The following is a 17,886-nucleotide window of genomic DNA, read 5'->3' as shown; positions in this document are numbered from 1 at the left end:
TGCCAAAGCGTGACTTGTGCCCTTTGGGTGCTAGAGGATCGGTTTTTTGGCGGGGGTTCCCGCTTTCCGGGGGTACGCAGCAGGCGTTGCCTTGATTTTTTTCACCACCAGGATCATCCGGGTGCCTTCCACTTCTTCCAAATCGAATGTTCGCACATCCACCAGCTCGCCGCCCAACACTTGCAGCGCTTTCGCTGATTCCTTCGCCTCCGCTTCTCCGTCCGGCCCCTTCATCACGAAAAAATAGCCGCCCACTTTGACGAACGGCAAGCACAATTCAAGCAACACAGGTAACCGGGCGACCGCCCTTGCGGTCACCTGATCGAATGTATCGCGCCACTCGGGCTTGCGGCCGAAATCCTCCGCCCGTCCATGCACCGCCGAAAAATCGGCCAACTGCAACTCCCTCCCCAATTCGCTCAAAAAGGTGATGCGCTTTTGCAGCGAATCAAGCACCTTCACCCGCAGCTCGGGGGAAACAATCGCCACCGGCACCGACGGAAAACCGGCCCCCGCCCCCACATCCAGCAAATTGGCAGACCGATCAAACTGCGGAACCGTCAGGAGTGTCAGCGAGTCGTAAAAATGCTTCCAATAGACGCCCGCTTCATCCGTGATCGCCGTCAGGTTCATCCGTTCATTCCAATCGACCAGCATTTCATAATAACGAGCAAAACGGGCGAGGATCTCCTCACCCACTTCAATCCCCGTCTGCTGTCCGATTTTCACTGCGAACCGCTGCTGTAAAGAGCTCGTCATGCGCCGGCACTCCTTTTGATTTTTCCTTCCAGCCAGACCAGCAAAATCGAAATGTCAGCCGGCGTGACACCCGAGATGCGCGAGGCCTGGCCGATCGACCGCGGGCGGATGTTCGACAGTTTCTCCTTCGCTTCCGAAGACAGCCCGTGAATCGCATGATAATCGATATCTTCCGGAATCAGCCGCTGCTCCAATTTTTTCTGCCGTTCGATCTGCTGGGTTTGCTTGTTGATATACCCGGCGTATTTGATCTGGATCTCCACCTGTTCCGCCACTTCCGGATGCACCGGTTCCGGTGAGGGTGCCAGTTCCTCGATCGCTTTGTAGTCGATCTCCGGCCGCTTCAGCAGTTGATCCAACGTCACCGCCTGGTCTTTTTCCAGCGGTTTGGTCCCTTTCGATTGCAGGAACGGATTGATCTCGTCCGCCTTGAATCGGATCGATTGCAGCCGCGTCATTTCCCGCTCGATGCCCTCTTTCTTGCGCAGCAGTCGTTCATAGCGCTGCAGTGGCACCAGGCCGATCCGGTAGCCGATGTCCATCAACCGCAGGTCCGCATTGTCGTTCCGCAAAATCAGCCGGTACTCGGCGCGGGACGTCAGCAGGCGGTACGGTTCATTCGTGCCTTTGGTGACCAGATCATCGATCATCACACCGATGTAGGCGTCAGACCGGCCCAAAATCACCGGCTCCCGATCGAGAACCGACAGGGCGGCGTTGATTCCCGCGATGATGCCCTGCCCGGCCGCTTCTTCATAGCCGGACGTTCCGTTGATTTGTCCCGCCGTATACAACCCTTTGATCTCTTTCGTTTCCAGCGTCAGTTTCAGTTGGGTCGGCAAAATCGCATCATACTCGATCGCATAGCCAGGCCGCATCATCTCTACCTGTTCCAGGCCGGGAATCGTTCGCAAAATCTGGAATTGCACATCCTCCGGCAGCGAAGTGGACAAGCCTTGCACATACCATTCGGCCGTATCTTTCCCTTCCGGCTCCAGGAAAATCTGATGGGCCGGTCGGTCGGCAAAGCGGACCACCTTATCTTCGATCGACGGGCAATAACGCGGGCCGGTGCCCTCGATTTCACCCGAATACATCGGCGCCCTATGCAGATTTTCCAGAATGATCGAATGGGTGGTTTCATTCGTGTACGTCAGCCAGCAAGGCACCTGCTCCCGCGGCTTCACATCGTCGGAAAACGAGAAATGCAACGGTTCCGAATCCCCCGGCTGGACGATGCACTTGTCGAAATTGATCGTGTGCCGATTCACCCGCGGAGGTGTGCCGGTCTTGAAGCGAGTCAGTTGAAACCCGAGGTCGAGCAGCGAGTCGGTCAGCTTCATGGCAGGCATCTGCCCGTTCGGACCGCTTTGGTACGAAACGTCGCCGATGATCACGCGGCCGCGCAAGTAAGTGCCGGTTGTCAGGACGACCGCCTGCCCGTGGTATTCCGCTCCCGTTTTCGTTACAACCCCTTTAATCCGGTCTCCTTCGACCAGCAGCTCTTCCACCATTCCTTGGCGGAGCGTCAGATTCGGGGTATTTTCGATCGTATGTTTCATCGTCAGGCTGTACAATGCCTTGTCAGCCTGTGCCCGCAGCGCGTGCACAGCCGGCCCTTTTCCGGTGTTTAACAGGCGCATCTGAATGTACGTTTTATCGATATTGGCCGCCATTTCCCCGCCCAGCGCATCGATCTCGCGCACCACGTTGCCTTTCGCCGGCCCGCCGATCGCCGGATTGCAGGGCATATAGGCGACCGTGTCCAAATTGATGTTCAACAGCAGCGTCTTGCAACCGAGCCTCGCCGCCGCCAGAGCCGCTTCGCAACCGGCGTGGCCCGCTCCGATTACAATCACTTGGTATTCCCCAGCAAAATAACGCATCATCGCACCTCCCTCTATTTGCCCAAACAAAACTGCGAGAAAATCTGATCCAATAGATCCTCGCCGACCGCCTCGCCGATCACTTCCCCCAGCGTCTCCCACGCCTCGCGGATCTCGACCGCCACCAGATCAAGCGTCATACCGGCATTCGCCGAAGCGATCGCTTCCTCCAGCTGCCGCTTCGCTTTTTCCAGCAACGCGATGTGGCGGGTATTCGATACGTAAGCCGCTTCCTTGCCGTCAATCCCGCCAGCCAGAAACAGCCGTTCCACTTCCGCTTCCAGCTGCTCGATGCCGCGTCCCTCTTTGATCGACATTTCCACAAGCGGGGCGTCCGCGGCCAGCTGCTTCATCTGATCGGTATCGATTTTTCGCGGCAAATCCAATTTATTCAGAATCAGAATAGCAGGCTTTCCCTGAATGTTCGTCAAAAGCTCGCGATCCACCTCGGACAATTCGCGGCTGGCGTCCAGCATGAACAGCACCAGATCCGCTTCCTCCAAGGCGCTGCGGCTTCGTTCCACCCCGATCCGCTCCACGACATCCTCCGTCTCGCGGATGCCCGCCGTGTCGATGATCTGCAACGGAATCCCGCGAATGCTCACCTGTTCCTCCAAGATGTCGCGCGTCGTTCCCGGAATATCAGTCACAATCGCCCGGTCGGTGCGCGACAGCGCGTTCAGCAGTGACGACTTCCCCACATTCGGCCGGCCGATAATCACCGTCCGGATGCCTTCCCGCAAAATCCGTCCCATCCTGGCGCCCTCCAGCAGGCGATCGATCTCCTCCAGCATCGCCGTACCTTGCCGAAGGATATGGCGAATCGTCACATCTTCCACATCGTGTTCTGGATAGTCGATCGTCACTTCGATGTGGGCCAGCAGTTCGATCATCGACTGCCGCAGCGACCGGATTTTCTTGCTCAACAGACCCTCCACCTGCCTGAGCGCCAGTTTCATCGAAGAATCAGTCTTTGAGCGGATCAGATCGATCACCGCTTCCGCCTGCGACAAATCGATCCTCCCATTCAAAAACGCCCGTTTGGTGAATTCCCCCGGCTCCGCCAGACGGGCACCGGCTGCCAACACGACCTGCAGCACGCGCTGCACCACGACGATCCCTCCGTGGCAGTGAACTTCGACCACATCCTCCATCGTGTAACTGCGCGGCGCCCGCATCACCGCGACCAACACTTCATCCACAGGATCACCCGTTTGCGGATCGACGATATGGCCATAATGAAGCGTATGGGTGTCCGCTTCCTGCAAACTTTTTTTCGAACGAAACACTTTATCCACAATCCGAATCGAATCGGGACCGCTCACCCTGATAATGCCGACGCTGCCTTCGCCCAACGCAGTGGCAATCGCAGCGATCGTATCGAATTCGAACATACAAAATCCTCCACACTGTTTACAACTCATTGTGCACATTTCATTGTAACATAATCAATCTCCCCACCATAGAGACGCAAAAAACCGCCATCGCTCAGATGACGGTTATCCACATGTGGACAATTGGGTTTTGTGCATCATTTTGTGAATGATTTCAGATAAATCAGGACTTTCCGGTTCGGTTCCTCGCCGACACTGCGGGTTCCCACCCGCGAGTGGCCCTGCAGATAGGTGTGGATAATTTTTCGCTCGTGTGCCGGCATCGGCTCCAACTCGATATTCTGCCGCTCTTTGATCGCCTGTTTCGCCATCCGGTCGGCCAACCGCTCCAATGTCTCCTTCCGGCGGGCGCGGTATCCTTCCGCGTCGAGCACGATCCGCAAAAATGTGCGCGAATGCTTGTTGGCCACAAGATTGACAAGATACTGCAGCGCGTCCAGCGTCTGCCCGCGCCGGCCGATCAGAATCCCCATTCGGTCGCCTTGCACCTGGAACAGGTAATGCCCGTCACTGCTCTGGCTGACCGCCACTTCGGCCCGCAGCCCCATCGAGCGGATCACATTCCGCAGAAATTCCAGCGCCTGCTCAACAGCTCGCTGTGTATCAGCATCCTCCGCATGTTCCACCGCCCGCTGCGGATCTTCTTCCGGCAAAACGTCGGCGGGCGCAACAGGCCCCGCCCGCCCGATCGCCTGCCGCAAGCTGGATTCCTTCACTGACACCTCGATTTCCGCTTCGCGCGCGCCAATCAGGCCCAAAAACCCGCGTGACGGCTGTTTCAAAACGCGCACTTCCACCTGGTCTTCCGCAACCCCGAGCTTGCTCAATGCGACTCGCATTGCCTCTTCAATTGTTTTGCCCGTGGCGATCACTTTTTTCATTTGGCAGGGCCTCCCTGAGTCGCCGCCTTTTGCGGTCGCTTCAAGAAATAATACTGAATGATCGTCAGGATGTTCCCAAACACCCAGTACAGCGACAGCGCAGCCGGGAATGTAAACGCGAAAAAGAAAATCATCGCCGGCATGATGTACAACATCATCTTTTGCTGCGGATCGTTCGGGTTCATCATCGTCATCCGCGTCTGAATGTACGTGGTCAAGGCGGCCAAGACGGGCAACACGAAATGTTCCGGCACTCCCAGTGTCACCAGCCCGAGGAACTTGGCCGTCTTAATATGCGCGTTGAACATGATCGCCTGGTACAACGCCATCAAAATCGGCAGTTGGACCAGCACCGGAAAACAGCCGGCCAACGGATTGGTCCCCTTCGCCTGGAACAGCTTGACCATTTCCTGCTGCATTTTTTGCGGATCGTTTTTGTACTTTTCCCGGATTTTCGCCATTTCCGGCTGCAGTTCCTGCATGATCTTCGAATGTTTCAACTGTTTGTACATCAACGGGAAGATGATGATACGAATAATCAGCGTCACGATCAGAATCGAGATCCCGTAATCATGGACCAGTTTGGCAAAATAATCGATCCCATCCGAAATCAGCCCGACAAAACTGCCCCAAATGCCGGAGCGGTCGAGCGTTCCGGCAGGACTCGCTCCGCAACCGGTGAGCGTAACAGACAAAAATGCCAATACTGACCAGAAACCGATCTTCTTCAAGCAGATGTCCCCTCCTAAATGGCGAAATCCCTATTTTTTTACGTTCGGAACGGGATCATGCCCGCCGGGATGCCACGGTCCGCATTTCACCAAGCGTATCGCAATCAACCAGCCTCCCCGCCACAAGCCATGTTTCTCGATCGCTTCCAGAGCATATGCCGAGCAGGTCGGATAAAACCGGCAAGTAGGCGGTTTCAAGGGCGAAATCCAGTTTCGATAAAATTGGATAAGCAAAAGTGCGATCCGTTTCATCTTTTTATGTATCCCGTTTTCAAAAGTAAGTGTACTAGATTTTTGCGAAACCCGTCAAAGTCCAGATCGGCTGCCGACGGCCGGGCGATGATCACAAAATCGACCGGCAACGCCGGATCCAGTTGTTGGGCACGAACCGCTTCCCGCAGATAGCGCTTCACCCGGTTGCGCACCACCGCGTTGCCGACTTTTTTCGATACGGACAGCCCCACCCGGTAATGCCCCTCCTGGTTGGGCGCATGGTAGAGCACCAGATACCGGTTGGCAAACGATTTGCCTCGCTGAAACACTCGCTGAAAATCCCGATTGTCCTTGAGACGATGTTTTCGATTCATGTCTACCTCTCATTATGTGCGAAAAAACCGGCGGTTTAAACATTTTTCCTGGCAAAGTTACATGTTAAATTGCAGAAAAAAGGCCACAAAACATTGTGGCCTTATGCGGATAATACCTTTCTCCCTTTACGGCGGCGTGCGGCTAGAACTTTACGGCCGTTTTTCGTGCTCATGCGTTTCCGGAAACCGTGAACTTTCTTGCGCTTGCGTACATTCGGCTGGAACGTCGGTTTCATGCTTGCTACACCTCCTGTATCGAAAAAGAAAACGGTTCATTTTCTTGCGCATACCTATCGCAACATACTAAGTCATTATAGACTTTCAGCCGTCTGGTGTCAAGCCGCCGGGGACTGTGCATAACTGCGGACCGTCCGGTTTGTCTCATCCACAAGATTCGACAAATTTTTTAACAGATTATCCACAATCCACAAGGTTGTGCACGGTCGCTGCTGAATCGTGTCAGCTTTGTGGATAAGTTGGGAAATACCCATTGCAGATACGTCATCATTTTTGGTATCATGGTTTTGTCACAACAGTGGATAACTGATGTTTATGCACATGCTTGTCCACAGACTGTGGATAACATTGTGAATACTTATCCTCGTATGGAAGAATCGTATCCACATTTCCTCAGCTAGGACTTGCAAATCCTGTCGAAATCCACGAACGTACGACAAAATTCGCCTATCGGAATGATCCACAGTTTCCTGCAGGGGAGCCGTTTGGGGTGAATTTTTTTTTCGTCTTGGCAATTGTTCTTGAGATTTGGGAGGTATGTAGGATCCATGGATCGACAGGCCGGCGAACTCTGGCAGAAAGCACTTTCCTTACTGGAACAGACTTTATCGAAACCGAGTTTTGAAACCTGGTTCAAAGCGACCAAACCGCTGTCGCTGGAAGGCAGTACCTTGGTCGTCAGCGTCCCGAACGATTTCGCCCGCGACTGGCTGGAATCGAGGTACCTCGGGATCATCAAAGAAACGTTATCGGCGATCACCCTGCGCGATATGTCGGTGAAATTTGTGATCCCGCAAATTTCGGAAGAACAGTTTGCGTCAAAAGAAACAAAGCGTGCAGCCGCTGCCCGGGCGGACAGAGACCTGTCCGAGGAATACATACCCTCCGCCCTCAACCCGAAATACACGTTCGAAACGTTTGTCATCGGCGCCGGCAACCGGTTTGCGCACGCTGCCGCCTTGGCGGTCGCGGAAGCGCCGGCGAAAGCGTACAACCCGTTCTTTATCTACGGCGGAGTTGGTTTGGGCAAAACGCATTTGATGCACGCGATCGGACATTACGTGCTGGAGCACAATCCGACGGCGAAAGTGGTCTATATCTCTTCGGAAAAATTTACCAACGAGTTCATCAACGCCATCCAGTACAACCGAACGGAAGATTTTCGCAACAAGTACCGGAACATTGACGTACTCCTGATCGATGATATTCAGTTTCTGGCCGGAAAAGAACAGACCCAGGAGGAATTTTTCCATACGTTCAACACGCTGCATGAAGAAAACAAGCAGATCGTGATCTCCAGCGACCGTCCGCCGAAAGACATTCCTACACTGGAAGACCGGCTGCGTTCCCGCTTCGAATGGGGGTTGATCACCGACATCCAGCCGCCCGATCTGGAAACGCGCGTGGCGATTCTGCGCAAAAAAGCGAAAGCGGACGGCCTCAACATCCCGAACGATGTAATCATGTACATCGCCAACAAGATCGATACCAACATCCGGGAGCTGGAAGGAGCGCTGATCCGGGTGGTCGCGTTTTCCTCGCTGATCAACAAGGACCTGAACGCCGAACTGGCGGCGGAAGCGCTGAAAGACATCATCTCCGACAACCGGCCGAAAACGATCACGATTCAGGAGATCCAAAAGGTGGTCAGCGAACACTTTGATCTGCGGATCGAAGATTTTAAGGCAAAAAAACGGACGAAAGCGATCGCATTCCCCCGTCAGATCGCCATGTATCTGGCGCGCGAGTTGACCGATTTTTCCCTGCCGCGAATCGGCGACGAATTCGGCGGCCGCGACCATACGACGGTGATTCACGCGCACGAGAAGATCTCGAAGGAGCTGGAGAACAATTTTTCCTTGCGGCAAACGATCGAGATGCTGAAAGAAAAAATCGGCGTCTAGCTGTTGATCCTGTGGATAGCCGGAACAGACTTATCGACAGATTGTCCACAACCGCAAAATGGGATAAACCAGGAATTCACAGACCTTATCCACAAATCCACAGCGCTTACTATGATGATGACTACCAAAAACGATTCAAAAGAATAATATATGCATGTCACGGATCGCTTATGACCAAACGAGGAGGATTTTTTGGGTGAAACTTTCGATTGACCGCAACACGCTGCTGTCTGCCATTCAAAACGTGCAAAAGGCGGTGTCGAGCAAAACAACGATGCCCGTTTTGTCGGGCATTAAGATTGCCGCCGAGCGGAACGGTCTGAAAATGACCGCCACCGACCTGGAAACGGGCATTGAAACGATCCTTCCCGCGGACATAGGGGAAGAGCCGAAGGTGCAGATTATGGAAGAAGGGGCGATCGTTCTGTCCGCCCGTTATTTTTCGGAAATCGTCCGGAAACTGCCGTATTCGACGGTAGAACTGGAAGTCAAGCAAAATTATCTGACGGTGATTCGTTCCGGTTCCTCCGAGTTTATGCTGCACGGGCTGCATCCTGAGGAATTTCCCAGATTGCCGCAGATTTCCGGGGATCAGACGTTCAGCATCCCGGCTGTTGTGTTAAAAGATATGATCCGGCAGACGGTCCCGGCTGTTTCCACGGAAGAGATACGGCCGGTGCTGACCGGTGTCGTCGCTTCTCTCAACGATGGGCAGCTCCGGTTTGTTGCAACCGACAGCCACCGGCTGGCGCAGCGGACTGCGGCGGTGGAAGCGCCCGCTGCTCTGGCGTTTGGCAATGTGATCATTCCGGGCAGAAGCTTGTCCGAGTTAGGCCGCCTACTGCCTGACGATGACAGCCTGGTGGACGTGGTGATTGCCGACAACCAGATTTTGTTCAAACTGGAACATACGAAGTTCTATTCGCGCTTGATCGAAGGACAATACCCGGATACGTCGCGCATCATTCCGACCGTGTTCAAAACGAAAATCCGCGTCGGTACGAAAGTTCTGCTGGATGCGGTGGAACGGGCCGCCCTGATCGCGCGCGATAACGATAACCATGTGGTGCGTTTGAACATCAAGCCGGACCGGTTGGAGATTTCGTCGACTTCGGCGGAGATCGGCAAGGTGTCGGAAACGATCCATCCGTCCGAATTCAGTGGTGACGAACTGCTGATCGCGTTCAACGCCAAATACGTGATCGACGCGCTGCGGGTTGTGGAAGGGGAAGAGATTACGGTAGAATTTACAGGTTCGATGAGTCCGTTTCTGATCAAACAACCGGACTACCCAAACTATATTCACCTAATTTTGCCCGTTCGCATCAATTAATAATTACTTGGGTTCCCGCCCATAGGAGGACTCGGCAGTTGTACTGCCGAAGTGTCACTTGCACCAAAAGTGTATAAGTGGCGCTATGGCAACGAAATTGCCAAGTCACCCTATATCTCCTCTGGGGGGAAGCACTCGGAATATGCTGCAAAAATTCGCGCCACTTGGCGGGGGATAGGTTGGAGGATGTTGCTCTTGGCTCGCGAAGTGATTCTCATATCGGACGAAATCACGTTGGGGCAGTTGCTGAAATATGCAGATATTGTCGGTTCCGGCGGCGAGGTCAAAACGTTTTTACAGGAAACCCCGATCCGGGTCAATGGGGAAGCGGAGAACCGGCGCGGGCGCAAGCTGCGTGACGGCGATGTGGTGGAGATCGCAGGGATTGGCCGGTTGATCCTGAAGCGCGAACAGCCGGTATGAGACTGCAAACATTGGAATTGCGGGATTTTCGCAACTACCGGTCGCTTTCCCTCCGTCTGTCTCCGCAGGTCACGATCTTTGTCGGGCAAAACGCGCAGGGCAAGACGAATATCCTGGAAAGCGTGCTGCTTCTCGCTTTGGCCAAGTCGCACCGGGCCGGGCGCGATGCGGAGATGATCCGCTGGGGAGCAGAATCGGCGTGGGTGTCAGGAAAAGTGGAGCGCAGCCGGCGAACCTATTCGCTCGACCTGAACATTTTCGAACGGGGCAAAAAAGTCCGGGTCAACGGCGTCGAAAAACGGAAGATCAGCGATTTTATCGGCCATCTGAACGTGGTGCTGTTCGCCCCTGAGGATTTGCTGCTCGTCAAAGGCGGGCCGCAGGTCAGGCGGCGGTTTCTCGACATCGAACTGGGGCAGATGAGCCCTCAATACCTGCATAATCTGTCGCGCTACCAGAAAGTGCTGCAGCAGCGGAACAACATTCTGAAAGACAGCGAGCGGGTCGATAGCGGGCTCTTGGGAACACTGGCCGTCTGGGACGAACAGCTGGTCGAGTACGGGACGAAAATCATCCGCAAGCGCCTCGAATTCGTGGACAAACTGCAGCAATTTTCAGCGGAGATTCACAAGCGGATCACCTCCGGCGGAGAAGAATTGACGTTGGAGTACAAATGTTCGCTTTTGCAGCAAGGGGATTCTCCGGATGCGTTGGCTGACCGGTTTCGTGCACAATTGGCCGTCCGGCAGAAGGACGATTTTCGCCGAGGGTCGACGTCTGTCGGACCGCACCGGGACGATATCGAAGTGCGGATTGACGGCAAAGATGTACAGACATACGGATCGCAAGGGCAACAAAGAACGGCCGCGCTGTCGATAAAGCTGGCCGAGATCGAGCTGATCCGGCATGAGGTTGGCGAGTATCCGGTTTTGCTGTTGGACGACGTGCTGTCGGAACTGGACGAGATGCGGCAGCTCCATCTGCTAGACGGCATGGGCGAACGGGTGCAAACATTGATCACGACCACCATGACCTACGGGCTCGAACAATTGATGCGGGAGAAAGCGGTTGTCTACCGGGTTCGCAACGGGACTGTCAGCGAATCGTAAAAATCGGTGTGGCGGAAAGGCGGGTGTTTTGATGTTCATCCATTTGGGCGGCGACGTGATGGTTTCCAGCAAGGAAGTGATCGCTATTTTCGATCTCAAGATGAAAGAGGCGGCGGACAGCACCCAGGAATTTTTGAAGGTAGCGGAAGAGGAAGGATTTGTCGTGGTGGTCGATGAAAACGAGAGCAAATCGTTTGTGGTCACCAACCGCAAAGTGTATTTTTCGCCGATTTCTTCGTTGACGCTGAAAAAACGGGCAGGTTTCCTCGAGGATCTTGACGAAAGATAGGAGGAGCGATTGCACGCGGTGGCGTGCTTTCTTGATTTTTTGCGTTGTGAACGTCAGATATGGTAAAATTTACGGGTATGATATGGAATCGGAGGGACATGGATGACGCAAGAGACGCACGTATATGACGAGTCCCAGATACAGGTGTTGGAAGGACTGGAGGCGGTTCGCAAGCGCCCCGGCATGTACATCGGATCGACTAGTGCGCGCGGATTGCATCACCTGGTGTGGGAGATCGTCGACAACAGTATCGACGAGGCGCTCGCAGGACGATGCGATACGATTGACGTCACGATTCACCCTGACAACAGTGTGACGGTCCGCGATAACGGCAGCGGAATCCCGGTCGGCATCCATCCGAAAATGGGGATTCCGACGGTCGAAGTGGTCTTGACCGTGCTGCACGCCGGCGGCAAGTTCGGCGGCGAAGGGTACAAGGTGTCGGGCGGTCTGCACGGCGTCGGCTCGTCGGTGGTGAACGCCCTGTCCGAATGGCTGGTGGTGGAGGTCAAACGGGAAGGAAAAATCCACCGGCAGCGATTTGAACGGGGCAAGACGGTCACTCCGCTGGAAGTGGTTGGCGAAACGAGTGAGACGGGCACGACGATCACTTTTAAACCGGATCCCGAAATTTTTACCGAGACCACCGAGTTTTCGTACGATACACTGCAGTCGCGGCTGCGCGAACTCGCCTTTCTGAACGCGGGCATCACGATTTCGCTGACGGACGAGCGGTACGGCAAAAGCCAGATCTTCCAATACGAGGGCGGAATTGCGTCATTTGTTGAATATCTCAATCAAAACAAGCAAACGCTGCATGACCCGGTGTTTGTGGCGGGCGAGAAAGACGGCATCATTGCGGAAATTGCGCTGCAATACAATGACGGTTTTTCCACCAACATCCATTCGTTTGCCAACAACATCAACACATATGAGGGCGGAACGCACGAAATTGGGTTCAAAAGCGCTCTCACCCGCGTCATCAACGAGTACGGAAAACGGATGAACCTGCTGAAAGAGGACATGAAACTGGACGGGGACGATGTGCAGGAGGGGCTGACGGCCGTCATTTCCGTGAAAATTCCCGATCCGCAGTTTGAAGGCCAAACGAAAACGAAGCTGAGCAACTCGGAAGTGAGAGGCATCGTCCAGACATTGTTCGGCGAGAAGTTCACCGATTTTCTGAATGAAAATCCGGCCGTCGCCAAGAGGATTGTGGATAAGGCGCTGATGGCCGCACGGGCGCGGGAAGCTGCACGGAAAGCGCGCGACCTTACACGCCGCAAAAGCGCTCTGGAAGTAGGCTCGCTGCCGGGAAAACTGGCCGACTGCACGTCGCGCGACGCTTCCATTTCCGAACTGTACATCGTCGAGGGGGATTCAGCCGGCGGATCGGCCAAGCAGGGGCGCGACAGCAAATTCCAGGCGATTCTGCCGCTGCGCGGAAAGATCCTGAATGTGGAGAAAGCCCGCTTGGACAAAATTCTCTCAAACACGGAAATCCGGGCGATCATTACGGCGATCGGCACAGGTATCGGAGACGATTTTGATCTGTCGAAAGCACGCTACCACAAAATCGTGATCATGACAGACGCGGATGTGGACGGCTCGCACATCCGGATTTTGCTGCTGACGTTCTTTTACCGGTATATGAAACCGTTGATCGATGCCGGGTATATCTATATCGCGCAACCGCCGCTGTACAAGGTGAGCAAGGGCAAACAGACGCTGTATGCGTATAACGACAAGGATCTGGAACGGATTCTCGACGAGTTGGGCCGCACCGGCGTCGGCATCCAGCGGTACAAGGGGCTTGGCGAAATGAATCCGGACCAGCTGTGGGAGACGACGATGGATCCGGAATACCGCACATTGCTGCAGGTGTCGATGGATGATGCGGCGGAGGCGGACATGATTTTTGACAAGCTGATGGGCGACCGGGTCGAACCGCGCCGGGAATTCATCGAGGAAAACGCCAAATTTGTACGCAATCTGGACATTTAGCCGAGCAACGAAAATGACGAACGACTGCGTCACGAATCCGATTCTTTTTTACTCATAGGCTACAAAACGCTTCGGCAGGACTCGCAAGAGCAACCTTGGAGGGAATCGAATGCCGGAAACAGGCAAAGTGTTACCGATTGACATAAGTGAAGAACTGCGCAGTTCCTTCCTGGATTACGCGATGAGCGTAATCGTCAGCCGGGCGATTCCGGACGTACGGGATGGACTGAAGCCTGTACATCGCCGTATTTTGTACGCGATGTACGAAGCGGGGAACACACCGGACAAACCATACAAGAAGTCTGCGCGCATCGTCGGGGATGTATTGGGGAAATACCACCCGCACGGAGACTCTGCCGTTTATGACGCGCTGGTGCGGATGGCGCAGGATTTCTCCACCCGCTATCTGTTGGTCGACGGCCACGGGAACTTCGGTTCGATCGACGGCGATGCGGCGGCCGCGATGCGTTACACCGAGTCGCGCATGTCGCAGATCGCGATGGAACTGCTGCGCGACATTAACAGGGAAACGGTTGATTTCGGACCGAACTATGACGGCAGCGAAAAAGAACCGCTCGTGTTGCCGTCCCGGTTTCCGAACTTGCTGGTAAACGGTTCTTCGGGCATCGCCGTCGGGATGGCCACCAACATCCCTCCGCACAATCTGCGGGAAGTGATCGACGGCGTGCTGATGCTGATTGACAGGCCGGACGCCACGGTAAACGACCTGATGACGGTGGTGAAAGGGCCCGATTTTCCGACCGGCGCTTTGATTCTGGGCCGCGACGGCATCCGCAAAGCGTATCAGACGGGCAAGGGATCGATCGTCATGCGGGCTGTCACCGAAATCGAGGAGACGAAGGGTGGCAAATCTCAGATTATCGTCAAGGAAATCCCCTATCAGGTCAACAAAGCGCGGTTGGTGGAACGAATCGCGGAATTGGTGCGGGAGAAGCAGATCGACGGAATCACCGACTTGCGGGACGAATCGAACCGCAAGGGCATCCGCATCGTGATCGAACTGCGGCGCGATGTGAAACCGCAGGTTGTGCTGAACAACCTGTTCAAACATACACCGATGCAGTCGACCTTCGGCGTCAATACGCTGGCGCTTGTCAACGGCGAGCCGAAGGTGCTGGATTTGCGCGATACGCTTTACTATTATCTGCAACACCAAAAAGAGGTGATCCGCCGCCGCACCCAGTTCGATCTGAACAAGGCGGAAGCGCGCGCCCATATTTTGGAAGGATTGCGGATTGCGCTCGATCACATCGATGCGGTGATCGCCCTAATCCGCGCGTCGGCGACAGATGAAGAAGCGCGCAACGGGTTAATGAGCCGGTTCGGGTTGACCGCCGAACAGGCACAAGCGATCCTTGACATGCGCCTGCGCCGGTTGACTGGTTTGGAACGCGACAAGATCGAGAACGAGTACAATGAGCTGCAGAAATTGATTGCCCATTTGAAAGAAATCCTCGCCGACGAGGCGAAATTGATGGGCGTCATCCGGGACGAACTGACGGAGATCAAAGAGCGGTTCGGTGATGACCGGCGCACACAGATCGTCGCAGCCGAGGGCGAAATCGACGTGGAAGATCTGATCCCGCAGGAAGATGTGGTGGTCACCATCACGCATGCCGGATATGTGAAGCGCTTGCCCGCTTCCACCTACAGGAGCCAGCGCCGGGGCGGCCGCGGCGTGACCGCGATGGGGACGAAAGAAGAGGATTTTGTGGAACATCTGTTCATTACGTCTTCCCACAATTACATTCTCTTCTTCACCAACAAAGGCAAAGTCTACCGGCTGAAAGCGTACGAGATACCGGAGTTTGGCCGGGCGGCGAAAGGGACCCCGATCATCAACCTGTTGAACATTGAACCAGGCGAAGTCGTGTCGGCCGTGATTCCGGTGAAGGATTTCACGGACGGACAGTACCTGTTTATGGCGACCCGGCAAGGCATCGTCAAGAAGACTTCGCTGACCGAATTCGCCAACATTCGCAAGGCGGGGTTGATCGCCCTGACGATCCGCGACGACGATGAACTGTTCGGCGTGCGATTGACCGACGGGGATCGAGAGATTATCATGGGTACGCAAAACGGCATGTCGATTCGTTTTCATGAACGCGATGTGCGGCCGATGGGCCGTACCGCGACCGGCGTGAAAGGGATTGAACTGCAGGATGACGACCGGGTGATCGATATGGACATCATTCAGCCGGGCTGGGACATCCTGGCCGTTACATCCCGCGGCTACGGAAAACGTACCAGCGAACAGGACTACCGGCTGCAGACCCGCGGCGGCAAAGGCATCAAAACGTTAAACGTGACGGAGAAAAACGGCCACGTAGTCGGACTGAAAGTGGTGTCACCCGACGAAGACCTGATGATCATCACCAACACGGGCGTGGTCATCCGGCTGCGCATCAAGGAAATTTCCGAGCTTGGCCGCTATACGCAAGGCGTGAAACTGATCAGCCTGAAAGACGACGAAGAAGTGTCCACAGTCGCCCGCGTCGCGACCAGCGAAGACGACGAGGACGAAGCGTGAGACTGGTGGAATGATTTCAAGCAAGTTCCATCTGTTTTTGCTGCAGATGGAACTTGCTGTATTAACAGGATGCATTCAACTAGAAGAAAACGGCACTTTTTTGCGTAAATGTGGCCGTTTGCATTCGTTTCGTTTGGCTGCTTACTCCGCGCTCCAGCGGAAAAATTTTGTTGCCAATACAGTCGATACTGCGAATATTCCGAACAACACGGCCACATCCAAACGATTCTCCCAGATGGCTGAAAAATTCCACGTTTGGCGCATCAGATCGACCACATAATACAACGGCAACGTTTTGGCCACCGTTTTCAGGAAGGAGGGCATGACTTCAAGCGGGAACGTGGCGCCGGACAAAAACATCATCAGGTTCAGCAACAACGAACTGATCGCGGACGCCGTACGGGTGTTTTTGGCCAGAGAAGTCAAAAACAGTGCGAACGGGAACAGGGCACAAAGAGACAACAATGCGGCCGCTGCAGCGCTAAGCGGAAATTTGGGAAAGTGCAAGTCAAATGCTGCCGCCCCAAACGCGATCAACACGACCGCGCTGATCAGGAACACCACCGTACCGAACACCATGTGGGCGCCAAGCATTACCCACGGACGCAACGGGGTTGCCTGGAAGCGGCGAAGAACTCCTTTTTCACGATAGCCGGCCAATACGGTGCCGATAGTAAAGAGCGCCGTGGTCAGCAAATTCACCGCGATCCAGGACGGAACGTATGCATCGCTGTAGCTCATCTGGCCGATTTTTTGATCGCCGAACATCGAACCGAACAACCAGATCATCAGCATTGGAAACAAAAATGTCCAAAACACAGCCTGTTTTTCCCGGAAAAATAACTTGATTTCGATGGCTGTCAGACGCGCGAAAGCACTCATGCCGAACGCCCCTCTTCCATGAAATGTACGAAAATGTCATCCAGACTCCCGACCTCAAAACGGAATGCCTCGAGTTGCCAATTCTGCTGTTCCGCCGTTTGAAACAAGTGCATAGATGTGTGTTGCAAATTCGAACTGTACACCCGAACGGTAAGATTGTCCCGTTCCACCCGTTCGACGCCCGGCAGCAAGCGGATCACATCGGGATCGGCTGCTGCCGATTCGAACGTCAGGTAGTTGGCGGCGGCCAATTGGGCGACCAATCGCTTCGGGGTGTCCAACGCCGCCAGCTTTCCTTTGTTGAACATTGCGACTCGATCACAGAGCCGTTCTGCCTCTTCCATGTAGTGCGTTGTCACTACGATCGTCTTCCCCTGATTCCGCAATTGCCGGATCAAATCCCACATTTCCCGGCGTGCTTGCGGATCCAGCCCGGTGCTCGGCTCGTCAAGAAACACGATTTCCGGATCGTGAATCGTGGCCAGCGCCAGCGTCACCCGCTGTTTCCAGCCGCCCGACAGGTCTTTGAACTGCGCATGCAACCGGTCTTTGAGACCGAGTGTTTCAACGATTCGCTCCACATCTCCGCGCTGCCTGTAGAAAGAGGCAAACAGACGGATCGCTTCGCCCACCTTCATGCGCTCCTGAATGGATGTGGACTGAAACTGAACGCCGATCCGCTGGCGCAACTCATAAGCGTCACGGTCAGGATCCAGTCCAAGAATCCGGACGGTACCGGAATCCCGCTTGCGCAAACCTTCCATGATCTCGATCGTTGTGGTCTTCCCGGCCCCATTCGGACCCACGATTCCGAAGATTTCCCCTTTTTCAACGGTAAAACTGACCCCGCGCACGGCGTGGTTGTCTTTGTATCGCTTGTGCAAATCTTCAATTACGATGGCAACAGACATTTCGA

General features: G+C 54.7%; 17 protein-coding genes. 7 read left to right on the top strand and 10 right to left on the bottom strand.

The window, feature by feature from the left end:
• Window positions 1-30 precede the first annotated feature (30 nt).
• The 8 genes from rsmG to rpmH form a co-directional block, all read right to left on the bottom strand.
• Window positions 31-759: a 16S rRNA (guanine(527)-N(7))-methyltransferase RsmG gene (gene rsmG / locus C230_RS0107480; protein WP_018131410.1), complete on the bottom strand. Its 729-nt coding sequence runs from the start codon at window positions 757-759 to the stop codon at window positions 31-33.
• A complete protein-coding gene (mnmG, locus tag C230_RS0107475; RefSeq protein ID WP_018131409.1) occupies window positions 756-2,645 on the bottom strand; it encodes a tRNA uridine-5-carboxymethylaminomethyl(34) synthesis enzyme MnmG in 1,890 nt (629 codons plus the stop codon). The genes rsmG and mnmG overlap by 4 nt, the downstream gene beginning before the upstream one ends.
• A 14-nt stretch (window positions 2,646-2,659) precedes the next feature.
• A complete protein-coding gene (gene mnmE, locus C230_RS0107470) occupies window positions 2,660-4,039 on the bottom strand; it encodes a tRNA uridine-5-carboxymethylaminomethyl(34) synthesis GTPase MnmE (protein ID WP_018131408.1) in 1,380 nt (459 codons plus the stop codon).
• A 137-nt stretch (window positions 4,040-4,176) separates the two neighbouring features.
• Window positions 4,177-4,920, bottom strand: coding sequence for an RNA-binding cell elongation regulator Jag/EloR (gene jag, locus C230_RS0107465; RefSeq protein WP_018131407.1), 744 nt, complete (start codon window positions 4,918-4,920; stop codon window positions 4,177-4,179).
• Window positions 4,917-5,651 carry a YidC/Oxa1 family membrane protein insertase gene (locus C230_RS0107460; RefSeq protein ID WP_018131406.1) on the bottom strand — a complete coding sequence of 245 codons (735 nt, stop codon included), beginning with the start codon at window positions 5,649-5,651 and terminating at the stop codon, window positions 4,917-4,919. Before C230_RS0107460 ends, jag begins: the two co-directional genes overlap by 4 nt.
• Before the next feature lie 30 nt (window positions 5,652-5,681).
• On the bottom strand, window positions 5,682-5,903 hold the full coding sequence (gene yidD / locus C230_RS0107455; RefSeq protein WP_018131405.1) for a membrane protein insertion efficiency factor YidD: 222 nt from the start codon (window positions 5,901-5,903) through the stop codon (window positions 5,682-5,684).
• A complete protein-coding gene (gene rnpA / locus C230_RS0107450) occupies window positions 5,900-6,238 on the bottom strand; it encodes a ribonuclease P protein component (protein ID WP_018131404.1) in 339 nt (112 codons plus the stop codon). The genes yidD and rnpA overlap by 4 nt, the downstream gene beginning before the upstream one ends.
• A gap of 101 nt (window positions 6,239-6,339) precedes the next feature.
• A complete protein-coding gene (gene rpmH / locus C230_RS0107445; RefSeq protein ID WP_018131403.1) occupies window positions 6,340-6,474 on the bottom strand; it encodes a 50S ribosomal protein L34 in 135 nt (44 codons plus the stop codon).
• 549 nt (window positions 6,475-7,023) lie between these two features.
• On the opposite strand from rpmH, the gene dnaA reads away from it, so the two are divergent.
• The 7 genes from dnaA to gyrA all read left to right on the top strand — a co-directional run bounded on the left by dnaA (window position 7,024) and on the right by gyrA (window position 16,088).
• A complete protein-coding gene (gene dnaA / locus C230_RS0107440; protein WP_018131402.1) occupies window positions 7,024-8,379 on the top strand; it encodes a chromosomal replication initiator protein DnaA in 1,356 nt (451 codons plus the stop codon).
• Window positions 8,380-8,575: 196 nt separating this feature from the next.
• Window positions 8,576-9,712: a DNA polymerase III subunit beta gene (gene dnaN / locus C230_RS0107435; RefSeq protein ID WP_018131401.1), complete on the top strand. Its 1,137-nt coding sequence runs from the start codon at window positions 8,576-8,578 to the stop codon at window positions 9,710-9,712.
• A gap of 195 nt (window positions 9,713-9,907) precedes the next feature.
• On the top strand, window positions 9,908-10,135 hold the full coding sequence (gene yaaA / locus C230_RS0107430; protein WP_018131400.1) for a S4 domain-containing protein YaaA: 228 nt from the start codon (window positions 9,908-9,910) through the stop codon (window positions 10,133-10,135).
• The gene (gene recF, locus C230_RS0107425; protein ID WP_026174199.1) at window positions 10,132-11,244 is read left to right on the top strand and encodes a DNA replication/repair protein RecF; all 1,113 of its coding nucleotides are present in this window, start codon (window positions 10,132-10,134) and stop codon (window positions 11,242-11,244) included. Before yaaA ends, recF begins: the two co-directional genes overlap by 4 nt.
• Window positions 11,245-11,275: 31 nt before the next feature.
• The gene (gene remB, locus C230_RS0107420) at window positions 11,276-11,533 is read left to right on the top strand and encodes an extracellular matrix regulator RemB (RefSeq protein WP_018131398.1); all 258 of its coding nucleotides are present in this window, start codon (window positions 11,276-11,278) and stop codon (window positions 11,531-11,533) included.
• A 102-nt stretch (window positions 11,534-11,635) separates the two neighbouring features.
• Entirely contained in the window at window positions 11,636-13,537 is a 1,902-nt protein-coding gene (gyrB, locus tag C230_RS0107415; RefSeq protein WP_018131397.1) for a DNA topoisomerase (ATP-hydrolyzing) subunit B, read from the top strand.
• A 109-nt stretch (window positions 13,538-13,646) separates the two neighbouring features.
• Window positions 13,647-16,088 (top strand): DNA gyrase subunit A, encoded by a 2,442-nt coding sequence (gene gyrA, locus C230_RS0107410; protein ID WP_018131396.1) that lies wholly within the window; start codon window positions 13,647-13,649, stop codon window positions 16,086-16,088.
• A 141-nt stretch (window positions 16,089-16,229) separates the two neighbouring features.
• On the opposite strand, the gene C230_RS0107405 is transcribed toward gyrA, so the two are convergent.
• On the bottom strand, window positions 16,230-16,970 hold the full coding sequence (locus C230_RS0107405; protein ID WP_018131395.1) for an ABC transporter permease: 741 nt from the start codon (window positions 16,968-16,970) through the stop codon (window positions 16,230-16,232).
• Window positions 16,967-17,881 (bottom strand): ABC transporter ATP-binding protein, encoded by a 915-nt coding sequence (locus tag C230_RS0107400; protein WP_018131394.1) that lies wholly within the window; start codon window positions 17,879-17,881, stop codon window positions 16,967-16,969. Before C230_RS0107400 ends, C230_RS0107405 begins: the two co-directional genes overlap by 4 nt.
• Window positions 17,882-17,886: the final 5 nt, after the last annotated feature.

Source organism: Effusibacillus pohliae DSM 22757, assembly GCF_000376225.1.
GTDB classification, from domain to species: domain Bacteria; phylum Bacillota; class Bacilli; order Tumebacillales; family Effusibacillaceae; genus Effusibacillus; species Effusibacillus pohliae.
Note: the sequence above shows the minus strand (reverse complement) of the source record. Positions and strands in the feature narration are given on the sequence as shown.

Excerpts from the sequence above, each read along its gene's own strand:
- rsmG (WP_018131410.1), bottom strand. The coding sequence starts at position 759 with ATGACGAGCTCTTTACAGCAGCGGTTCGCAGTGAAAATCGGACAGCAG.
- mnmG (WP_018131409.1), bottom strand. The coding sequence starts at position 2,645 with ATGCGTTATTTTGCTGGGGAATACCAAGTGATTGTAATCGGAGCGGGC.
- mnmE (WP_018131408.1), bottom strand. The coding sequence starts at position 4,039 with ATGTTCGAATTCGATACGATCGCTGCGATTGCCACTGCGTTGGGCGAA.
- jag (WP_018131407.1), bottom strand. The coding sequence starts at position 4,920 with ATGAAAAAAGTGATCGCCACGGGCAAAACAATTGAAGAGGCAATGCGA.
- yidD (WP_018131405.1), bottom strand. The coding sequence starts at position 5,903 with ATGAAACGGATCGCACTTTTGCTTATCCAATTTTATCGAAACTGGATT.
- rnpA (WP_018131404.1), bottom strand. The coding sequence starts at position 6,238 with ATGAATCGAAAACATCGTCTCAAGGACAATCGGGATTTTCAGCGAGTG.
- rpmH (WP_018131403.1), bottom strand. The coding sequence starts at position 6,474 with ATGAAACCGACGTTCCAGCCGAATGTACGCAAGCGCAAGAAAGTTCAC.
- dnaA (WP_018131402.1), top strand. The coding sequence starts at position 7,024 with ATGGATCGACAGGCCGGCGAACTCTGGCAGAAAGCACTTTCCTTACTG.
- recF (WP_026174199.1), top strand. The coding sequence starts at position 10,132 with ATGAGACTGCAAACATTGGAATTGCGGGATTTTCGCAACTACCGGTCG.
- remB (WP_018131398.1), top strand. The coding sequence starts at position 11,276 with ATGTTCATCCATTTGGGCGGCGACGTGATGGTTTCCAGCAAGGAAGTG.
- gyrB (WP_018131397.1), top strand. The coding sequence starts at position 11,636 with ATGACGCAAGAGACGCACGTATATGACGAGTCCCAGATACAGGTGTTG.
- gyrA (WP_018131396.1), top strand. The coding sequence starts at position 13,647 with ATGCCGGAAACAGGCAAAGTGTTACCGATTGACATAAGTGAAGAACTG.
- C230_RS0107405 (WP_018131395.1), bottom strand. The coding sequence starts at position 16,970 with ATGAGTGCTTTCGCGCGTCTGACAGCCATCGAAATCAAGTTATTTTTC.
- C230_RS0107400 (WP_018131394.1), bottom strand. The coding sequence starts at position 17,881 with ATGTCTGTTGCCATCGTAATTGAAGATTTGCACAAGCGATACAAAGAC.